Raw genomic sequence first — 8,104 nt, 5'->3', positions numbered from 1 at the left:
CTTTTGGGTTGCTCGAGCCGATGGCAGATGGGTTTCGTAATTATTTAAAAACCCAATACACTATCTCCACAGAAGAACTGTTAGTGGATAAAGCCCAATTATTGACTTTGACTGCTCCTGAAATGACTGTTTTGGTAGGAGGGATGCGCACATTGAATACCAATTATGATGGCTCGAATCATGGAATTTTTACCGAAAAGAAAGAAATGCTGACCAATGATTTCTTTGTAAATCTATTGGATATGAGTACGGAGTGGAATGCAGCTGATGATACCAAAGAAAAGTTTGAAGGCAGAGATAGAAAAACCGGAGAACTTAAATATACAGCTACCCGAGCTGACCTGATTTTTGGTTCAAATTCAGAATTGAGAGCTTTGGCTGAGGTTTATGCGCAGCAAGATTCCGGAGAAAAGTTTGTGAGGGACTTTGTAGCAGCCTGGAATAAAGTGATGAATCTGGATAGGTTTGACTTGATTTATAAAAAGTAATTCCAAGTTCTTTGAAAAGTATTTTAGAAAAGCCAGTCTTTCGGGACTGGTTTTTTTAATTAAGATCAATTTTTTAAATATCCTGATCTCTTGGATGGACTACTATATTCCTTCTTTTGTGATCAGATGAACAAAAAAACCAATAATCACAATATTTAATATTGCTTGAATTTCATTTGATACAACCAGGTATTATGTATAGATTTTACGATTTTCTATACATATAAAAATTTAAATGTATAGTTTTTGGGTAATTGCATTCATTCAGTTTCTGTGCAGAATTTAAAAAGTTGTGATTCATTCTCTTTGGTATGAGCCATTAAAACACCTGAAAAGAATGCAATCTCCAAGATTATCACCTTCCAAAATCATCCTGCAACCTGACGATATCTTCTTCGTCGGATGGATGGGTGGCATCTGTATGCTGCCAAATCTCTGCCACTACTCCCCAATCTTCCAAACCGATCAACCTATGCCTTTCCCCTTGTTGGAGTTTGATTTTATCTCCTTCGATAAGCGTTTTTTTCTCATGCTCTTCATCGGTAATACTTGTTCCCACGGCAACTTTGCCTTTGATACAACGCCAGATTTCTGCCCTTCGGAAGTGGTATTGCCAGCTTAACCTTTTGCCAGGGGCTACCAAAAGGATTTTTGGGCTGAGTTTTTCGGATATCTTCAGGGATTCAAAATCCTCCTCAGGAAAAAATTGCGATGCAAACTTTGAAGCTTGGTCTTCGTTGATCACCAAGAATCCTCCCCATGGTCTTTGGTCGTCTTTTTTGACGATTTCAAACCCTAGGTTTTCGATATATTTTTCAGTTTTTTCAAAAATTTCTATTACGCCTTGCATATTCTCTTTCGGTTCAAAAGTTAGTTGCTGATTAAAACCCAAATTAAAAGATTTTACCTTTCGGAACCTAAAAAGCCCCGATTTTCCCATCCATCCAATTGGCTCTTTGGCTGAGAAAATTTTGGAGATCAAGGATGGCTTGGTCATAGGTTCGGTCCGCATTCACCTCCCATTTGGAATAATTTCTGACCACTGCATTGTTGTCTTGAAGGTACTTAGACGTTTCGGAAACCAGTTTTTGGAGGTTTCCATTGCTCAGGGTGCTGCTTCTCAGACTTGTCCATCTGGCTTTGACAGCCTGCCTGAACACCGGGTCTTCCATCAACCTGTTCCACCAAAAAGGCATCATCCAAGCATCTTGGTTGACATAGTTGTTGTAATTGATGACCCAATCATCCATCGGAATCCTTCCTCCTTCATCAAAACCGATGTTGAAATCCCAAACCGGTCCCATAGCCAATTTTCCATCCCGGTCTTTGACCAAAAATGTACTGATGCGGTAGGCATCGACATTACGGCCAAGTTCATTGATCAGAAAGTAGTCCACAAAACTTCCGATATCTATATAGTTGGCATAAGTCCTTTCACCTGCCCCAAAATCATCCTGCAATAATGCGGTTTCAAAATCGTCAAGATAGTCGGCGATATAAGACTTTTGGGCATCGGTGATGTCTTCAGCTTTTGGATATTCATACATGAAGTAGGTTTCCAAATAAAGATCCGGGTGGTATGGTGAACCGAATGCCGGGAAATTCACCGGTTTTCTGAAGATATCATATGTACTGCGAAAGCTGTTTTGGGCAGTATATCGGGCATCATCATCCCAATTGTTGAGGAAATAGGAAAGCGGTTTGCCATCGTGTTCCGGTCCTGCATCTGCCTTGTCGATTTTGAGGATATAGCCTCCTGTGAGATTGGTCGAGGAAGTATTGAGGGATTTGATGTCTATTCTTTTGCTGTCTCTTTTTAACTTTTCACACAGGTAATACACGCCCATATACTCCCCATTTACCTCGATTTCGACAAATTTCCCCCTGCTTGCATATTTTCCGATCTGATTGGAAAGCTCATAGGCAATGTGGTTGAACATCAGGCTTCTGTCCCAAATGTATCTTTCGGAAATGTTGACCACATGGCCGATAAGCCTCCAATCTTCTTCCTCAGGAAGACCAAGGAGGGAAACATCCATTCCTTCTCCCGCATCATCAACAGTTTCAAAATTGAATGCCTTTTTGTCCGAAAGCCGGAAGGAAGTTTTGCCCCGGTATTCGATATCGATAGGTTGGGTTTGGATCAGTTTTTTCTCTTGGTAGATTTTCATTTGCGCTTGTACTCCCGGTTCATAGGGAATCGAAGCTCCGCGGGTGTCGATCACCACGTAAGGGATTTCGCTGTCTTGGGTGTCAATGGCAAATACCTGCCCATCATCTCCTTTTGGAATAAAAACCTCTACAGGTTCCTTACAACCTGTCCAAATAAACAAACTGACAATCCCAATCCAAAAAATGTTTCTTACTGTACCGCGCATATTTTTTATTTTTGGTAAACAAAATTAGTTGAAATTTACGGATTGCCATAGACTTAAGTTTTGTGTCCGGCTCAATCCGAAACAATCTTTTTGGAAGGCAGTTTGGACAATGACGCAAAGATGTCGTATGCTTGGCGTTTTGGAACAGGAATGTAAACAAGATATTTGACCGTGAATCCAGAAGAAAAAATCAAAACCCTTCGGCTTGCCAAAGGACTGACACAGCAGGAACTTTCAGACCTTAGCGGTATTTCCTTGAGGACCATCCAAAGAATCGAAAACGGGGAAGTCAAACCGAGTCTTTATTCTTTGAAGAAGCTCTCGGCGATCTTAGAAGCAGATTTGAATCAGTTTTTTCAGGATTCGGGTAAAAAAACTAATGTTTCAAATTCCAAATCTTCCAAAATCATGAACCGATTAATTTCTTCCATTGCCTTGTATCGCATCCCTTTGTTGAGCACTGCTCTCCTTTTGGGCTTGTCTCTTGCGGTTTATTTTGTAAAGCCATTTTCCGTTCCAGCTAAACGTATTCAATCAGAAAAATCATCCTATGAGGTAGCCACGGTAAATTGTGGTTCTGATACGGAATGTGATATCGAAGTCACCAAAAAGGATTCTGAAGGCAATATCCTCTGGCAAAAAACCTACGGTGGAACAAGCTACGACCGGGCTTCCCAGCTGCTTCCTACCGAAGACGGCGGTTGCTTGGTATTGGGTTCAACAAGTTCATTCGGTGCGGGAAATTATGATGTTTTGCTCCTGAATATCGATGGTGCAGGTCAGTTGGTTTGGCAAAAGACGTATGGGGGATTTTTCAATGAATACGGGGAAAAGTTGGAAAAAGCTTCTGACCGCAATGGCTATGTAGTAGCCGGAACCCAACAAACCTGCCCCGGATCTAATGTGTCAGCCGACTGCAGGGACTTCATCTGGACTTTTGAGATAGACAATCAGGGCGAAGAAAAAGGCATAAGAACATTGGGAGATAACTTTGATTGATCAAATACTCCATAAATATTAAGCCTCAGGCAATCTTAAATTTGTTTTCCTTTTTTTCAAGATTGAAATAATTAACTTGGAATACCCAAAATAATTCCCTCAATCTATGAAGAAAATAGCCTTTTTTCTGCTCATAAGCCTGTTGCTTGCGTCTTGCTCCCAAACGGACACTTCTCAGGAATCCACCACAAAATCCCATTATCCTGTCAACCGCGAACCTTTGGAACCCACTCCTTACCTTGAACTCCCCTTGGGAAGTATCAAGGCAGAAGGATGGCTTGAGGACCAACTCCAACGGATGGCAGAGGGCTTGACGGGACATCTGGACGAGGTTTACCCTGAGGTGGTAGGTGCAAGAAACGGTTGGCTTGGCGGTGATGGAGACGGATGGGAGCGAGGTCCTTATTGGATTGATGGACTTTTGCCATTGGCATATATCCTGGATGATGCCCGACTTAAAGAAAAGGCTCAAACTTGGATTGATTGGACCCTGAACAATCAGGCGGAATCCGGGTACTTGGGACCAATCCCATTTGAAACCGAACCGGAACCTGAAAAAGGAATCCAAAAAGGGCCAAGAGAAGATTGGTGGCCCAAAATGGTCATGCTCAAAGTATTGCAGCAATATTATCAGGCCACAGGCGATGAACGGGTAATCGCTTCTTTAACCAAATATTTCCAATACCAATTAAAAACCCTTCCCGAAAAACCGCTGGACTACCTTTCACTCTGGGCCAACCGTCGGGCAGGAGATAACCTGATGGTCGTCTATTGGCTGTACAATATCACGGGGGATGCTTTTTTGTTAGAATTGGGAGATTTGATCCAAGAGCAGACTTTCCCTTGGCAGAAGATTTATACCAATGCCGAAAACCCAGTTCAATTCCAAGATGTCTGGCATTACAATAAAATCAAGCGCTTTCCTTTTGATCCCGAAGAAATCGGAAACCTGACGCTATCAAAAGTTCCCGGTCTCCATACGGTCAATGTTGCCCAAGGACTGAAACAGCCGATGGTTTATTTTCAAAAAAGCAAAGACTCCCAAGCTTTGCCGGCAGTCAAAAAAGCACTCCGGGATTTACAGTCGTTTCATGGACAGGCGCAGGGAATGTATGGAGGTGATGAACCTCTCCATGGGAATAACCCTGTCCAAGGAGTTGAGTTATGTTCAGTGGCGGAAGAAATGTTTTCTCTGGAAACCATCCTCAAGATCACCGGAGACATGGAATTTGCAGATCTACTTGAAAAAATCACCTATAACGCCCTTCCTACACAGGTTTCGGATGATTATCAGACCAGGCAATATTTTCAGGCTGCAAATCAGGTAGAACTTACCGATCAGCTTGAAACTTCCTTTGAGAAAACAAACCATGAAGGGACGGATTTTGTGTTTGGCGTGCTTTCCGGATATCCATGCTGCACCACCAACATGCATCAGTCTTGGCCAAAATTTGTACAGAATCTATTCTATGCGACGCCGGATGGAGGAGTGGCTGCATTGTTGTATGCGCCGAGCAGTGTAGAAATGACCGTTGGTCATGGCGCAAAGCTCAAGGTCAAAGAAAGCACCGGATTTCCTTTTCGTGAAACCATCCATTTCGAAATTGAGCTTTCGGAAGAGGCGGCTTTCCCATTTCACCTCAGAATTCCGGCTTGGTCCCAAAATCCCAAAATTGAAATCAATGGCAAAGAGGAGAAATTTGAAGTCATCAACCAAGTTGCTGTTTTGGAAAGGATCTGGAAAAATGGGGACAAAGTCATACTGACCTTACCAATGGAATTGAAGTATTCACCATGGTATCAGGATTTGGTTTCTATCGAAAGAGGACCCTTGGTATATAGTCTGAAAATCGAGTCTGAAAACAAAGTCAAAGATAGAAAAGACCGATTCCGTGCCTTTTGGGAAGTTTTTCCCAAAGCGGATTGGAATTTTGCCCTTGAAGCAAATATCCTTTCTAATCTTGCTGAACACGTTGAAATCATCGAAAAAGACTGGAGCGGGGACTATCCATGGAATCTGGAAAATACCCCAATCGAGTTGAGGCTAAAAGGTATACATGTACCTGAATGGAGAACAGTCAAGAGTGCTCCGCAGATCCCTGAAAACCTGCCAAAGGTCATTACCTCAAATGAAATTGCTGAAAGGCAAAGAGAGATTACCCTAATTCCATATGGCTGCACGACGCTCAGGATTACGGAATTTCCTGTGGTCAAAGTCAAATGAGTCTCAAAAAATCAGGGTTTTCTTTAACGTACAATCGTCCTGAAGGTCAGGTTGACCCTAGGTCTTTTGATCAGCTTGGTGGGAGGAAGGCGGTGAAGCCAATTGGTTTGGGTTTTACCTGCCATCACAAGCAGGCTTCCGTGTTCTAGCAGCAATTCGATCTTCTCTTTGGTCTCCTTGTGTTTGAAAGCAAATTTCCGCTCCGCTCCAAAACTCACCGAACCGATAGCACCGTCTTTTTTGAGGTCAGTTTCCCCGTCGCTGTGCCAGGCCATGCCTTCTTCACCGGTATGGTAGAGGTTGAGCAGGCAGGAGTTGAAGGTCTCCCCGGTTTCCTTTTCAATGGTTTCTTTAAGCTTTAACAGTTCCTTGGTCCAAGGCAAGGCAGTTTTGGTTGCATTGGAATAGGTATATTCAAATTCCCTGTCGCCATACCAAGCTACTTTTCGTTTGGTGATGATCTTTTTTCCGAAAATATGTGCCTCATCATTTTTCCATTCGATGGTATTGAGGAGAACCTCATAGTAAAAATCTGCTTCTTTGGGATTGAAAATTTTGCCGTAATAGTTGACAATGCCGTCTTTGGGAAGCAGGTTGGTGTTGGGGTTGAGAGTAGGTTCGAAGAGGTTCAGGTTCATGGCTGCAAGTTGGGAATAAAAACAATAATGGCTAAACAACCCTTAAGGTTTTGGATTGAGCCATGTTTTTTAATTGTCAAAATTGGAGTTGGATTTTTGCGGGTAATAGATAACCGTTTATAGCTGAATGAATCAGGTTCTTTCGTCCTTAATGAATGGTTTTTAAGTTTAAATAAAAATATCTCAATCTACACTTGTAGATTTAAAATTAATATCTACATTTGTAGATATCGATCTTAATTCTAGACAATGAAACTTTCCCCAACCGAAGAAGAACTCATGAACCATCTCTGGAGCCTTAAAAGAGCTTTCATGAAAGATTTGTTGGACGCATATCCCGAACCCAAGCCTGCATCGACGACTATCTCCACTTTGCTAAAACGGATGCAGGAAAAGGAATTTGTGGCCTACAAGACTTTTGGAAATTCCCGTGAATATTACCCTTTAGTGACCAAGGAAAATTATTTCTCCAAGCACATCAATGCGCTTATCAAGAACTTCTTCAATGATTCACCGGCTCAGTTTGCCTCTTTTTTTACAAAAAAGACCCAACTCAGCGATGAAGAACTCATCGAAATCAAAGCCAATATTGACAACCTCCTAAATAAAAAATAATGGCACTTTACTTCATCAAATCCGCGGTCTGCCTGCTTCTCCTTCTGTTGTTTCACCGTTTTGTATTGCAGAAAGAGGCCATGTATCATTTCAACAGGTTTTACCTCCTGTTTTCAGTGGTGGTGTCTTTTCTGATTCCTTTAAATACCATTGAAGTTACTGCTACACAGCCGCTGTTTGAACCTGAAGTGCCAACCGAGTTTGTACCTGATGTGGAAAGTTTGGAAATGCAGCCGGTCGTTTCCCAAACCGAAAAAAGCTTAGATTGGAAGCTGGTCCTGATCCTTTTTTATGGATTGATCACATTTGCATTGTTGGTCCGGTTTATAAGGAACATCAACATTTTATTTGAAAAAGTAAACCGGAATGTTTTGATCAAATACCGCGGGGAAAACCTCGTGATGCTTCAGGAAGATTGTCCTCCCTTTTCTTTTTTGAAATATATTTTTGTCTCCCATTCAGATTTTGAAAGCGGAAAATTTACGGATGCGATACTGATTCATGAGTCCACCCATGTGCAGGAAAAGCACAGTTGGGATAATCTTTTGATCGAATTTCTTTTGGTTTTCATTTGGTTTCACCCGGGATTGTATTGGGTCAAGACCGCCATCAAATTGAACCATGAATTTATCGCTGACCAGGCTGCTTTGAAAATAATTCCTGTCGAAAAATATAAACTCGAGCTTTTATCCATGGTTTTGACAGGTCAAAATTTTGGATTGGCAAGTAGTTTGAATTTTTCACTCACCAAAAAAAGAATGG

8 protein-coding genes are annotated in these 8,104 nt (G+C 41.8%); 5 read left to right on the top strand and 3 right to left on the bottom strand.

Going from position 1 to position 8,104, the window contains the following annotated elements; genetic code table 11:
- The coding region (locus tag ACZFYI_RS11645) for a peroxidase family protein (protein WP_462524302.1) at window positions 1-488 on the top strand (488 nt) is incomplete at its 5' end.
- Between the two features lie 355 nt (window positions 489-843).
- On the opposite strand, the gene ACZFYI_RS11640 is transcribed toward ACZFYI_RS11645, so the two are convergent.
- Both ACZFYI_RS11640 and ACZFYI_RS11635 read right to left on the bottom strand, forming a co-directional pair.
- Window positions 844-1,338 (bottom strand): cupin domain-containing protein, encoded by a 495-nt coding sequence (locus ACZFYI_RS11640; protein WP_462524301.1) that lies wholly within the window; start codon window positions 1,336-1,338, stop codon window positions 844-846.
- Between the two features lie 67 nt (window positions 1,339-1,405).
- Window positions 1,406-2,866, bottom strand: a complete 1,461-nt coding sequence (locus ACZFYI_RS11635) for a CotH kinase family protein (RefSeq protein WP_462524300.1) — start codon at window positions 2,864-2,866, stop codon at window positions 1,406-1,408.
- A gap of 171 nt (window positions 2,867-3,037) precedes the next feature.
- Here ACZFYI_RS11635 and ACZFYI_RS11630 point away from each other — a divergent pair, with 171 nt between their 5' ends.
- Window positions 3,038-3,865, top strand: a complete 828-nt coding sequence (locus ACZFYI_RS11630; protein WP_462524299.1) for a helix-turn-helix domain-containing protein — start codon at window positions 3,038-3,040, stop codon at window positions 3,863-3,865.
- A gap of 106 nt (window positions 3,866-3,971) precedes the next feature.
- Window positions 3,972-6,089: a beta-L-arabinofuranosidase domain-containing protein gene (locus ACZFYI_RS11625; RefSeq protein WP_462524298.1), complete on the top strand. Its 2,118-nt coding sequence runs from the start codon at window positions 3,972-3,974 to the stop codon at window positions 6,087-6,089.
- A gap of 23 nt (window positions 6,090-6,112) precedes the next feature.
- Here the strand turns inward: ACZFYI_RS11625 and ACZFYI_RS11620 are convergent, their stop codons facing one another.
- Window positions 6,113-6,721 carry an alpha-ketoglutarate-dependent dioxygenase AlkB family protein gene (locus tag ACZFYI_RS11620; RefSeq protein WP_462524303.1) on the bottom strand — a complete coding sequence of 203 codons (609 nt, stop codon included), beginning with the start codon at window positions 6,719-6,721 and terminating at the stop codon, window positions 6,113-6,115.
- A gap of 255 nt (window positions 6,722-6,976) precedes the next feature.
- On the opposite strand from ACZFYI_RS11620, the gene ACZFYI_RS11615 reads away from it, so the two are divergent.
- Together ACZFYI_RS11615 and ACZFYI_RS11610 are read left to right on the top strand one after the other, a co-directional pair.
- Window positions 6,977-7,342, top strand: coding sequence for a BlaI/MecI/CopY family transcriptional regulator (locus ACZFYI_RS11615; protein ID WP_113924168.1), 366 nt, complete (start codon window positions 6,977-6,979; stop codon window positions 7,340-7,342).
- A partial coding sequence (locus ACZFYI_RS11610; RefSeq protein WP_462524297.1) for a M56 family metallopeptidase occupies window positions 7,342-8,104 on the top strand: 763 nt, incomplete at its 3' end. The genes ACZFYI_RS11615 and ACZFYI_RS11610, both read left to right, overlap by 1 nt.

Source organism: Aquiflexum sp., assembly GCF_977115555.1.
This window is presented reverse-complemented; position numbering and strand designations above follow the sequence as displayed.

Coding starts and splice junctions, on each gene's coding strand:
- ACZFYI_RS11640 (WP_462524301.1), bottom strand. CDS start 1,338: ATGCAAGGCGTAATAGAAATTTTTGAAAAAACTGAAAAATATATCGAA.
- ACZFYI_RS11635 (WP_462524300.1), bottom strand. CDS start 2,866: ATGCGCGGTACAGTAAGAAACATTTTTTGGATTGGGATTGTCAGTTTG.
- ACZFYI_RS11625 (WP_462524298.1), top strand. CDS start 3,972: ATGAAGAAAATAGCCTTTTTTCTGCTCATAAGCCTGTTGCTTGCGTCT.
- ACZFYI_RS11615 (WP_113924168.1), top strand. CDS start 6,977: ATGAAACTTTCCCCAACCGAAGAAGAACTCATGAACCATCTCTGGAGC.